The sequence below is a fragment of the Microvirga arvi genome (genome assembly GCF_016892765.1).
GTDB lineage: Bacteria > Pseudomonadota > Alphaproteobacteria > Rhizobiales > Beijerinckiaceae > Microvirga > Microvirga arvi.
Map to the genome: position 1 here is coordinate 1 of NZ_JAFEMD010000191.1, position 1081 is coordinate 1081.

The 1081-nt window shown below is 63.7% G+C and carries 1 protein-coding gene; it reads left to right on the forward strand.

Going from position 1 to position 1081, the window contains the following annotated elements; translation table 11 throughout:
* Positions 1-104: 104 nt before the first annotated feature.
* A partial coding sequence (locus ILT44_RS30470; protein ID WP_204243350.1) for an IS110 family RNA-guided transposase occupies positions 105-1081 on the forward strand: 977 nt, incomplete at its 3' end.

Sequence of the window (1081 nt, forward strand, 5' to 3'; positions counted from 1 at the left end):
CACATGGAGTAATTCCGGGGACCGCGCCATAACCTGGCTCTGGGAATCAGCTCTCTACCATCGACGAGGCCCACGCCAGGGCCCTGACCGTGAGGAGGGTAGCCATGGAGCACTATGTCGGACTGGACGTCTCGCTGAAGCTGACGGCGATCTGCATTGTCGATCAAACCGGGAAGATCATGCGCGAAGGCATGGTCCCCTCCGACCCGGAGGCGATCGCAGCCTTCATTCAATCCCATGCGCCGCAGGTTGCCCGGGTGGGGCTCGAGACCGGAGCGACGGCGACGTGGCTCTGGAGCGAGCTGAACGCGCTGGGATTGCCGGTCATCTGCATCGACGCCCGACATGCCAAGGCGGCGTTGAAGATGCAGATCAACAAGAACGACCGCAACGATGCGGCTGGCATCGCCCGGATCATGCAATGTGGATGGTACAAGCAGGTGCACGTCAAAGACCGCGGCAGTCACGCTATCAAGGCCCTCCTCTCCAGCCGCGCTCTGCTGGTCAAGCTCAAGCGCGATCTGGAGAACCAGATCCGTGGCCTCCTGAAGAACCTCGGGCTGGTGATTGGCCGGGCCAAGATGAACGTGTTTGCCAGGCGAGCAGCAGACCTGCTCGAGAACCAGCCGGACCTCGCCGTCGCGGCCATGCCGCTCCTCAGAGTGCGTGAGGCGGTCGAGCAGGAGATCATGGACCTGGATCGCAAGGTGCTGCGACTGGCCCGCAGGAGTGCTCAAGTACAGCAGTTCATGACAGCCCCCGGTGTCGGTGCCATTACGGCGCTGTGCTTCCTGGCGACGGTCGATGATCCCGCCCGCTTCAAGCGGTCAAGAAGTGTCGGAGCCTACGCAGGGCTGACGGCACGCGGCTATGCCTCCGGCGAGACCGACTGGACGGGCCGGATTTCAAAATGCGGCGACACGATGCTGCGCAGCTACCTCTACGAGGCCGCCAACGTGCTGCTCACCCGGGTGGCCAAGTGGTCGGCGCTGAAGGCGTGGGGTCTCAGGCTGGCCAAGCGCAGCGGACTGCGCAAAGCCAAGGTTGCCGTCGCGCGCAAGCTTGCCGTCATTCTGCACCG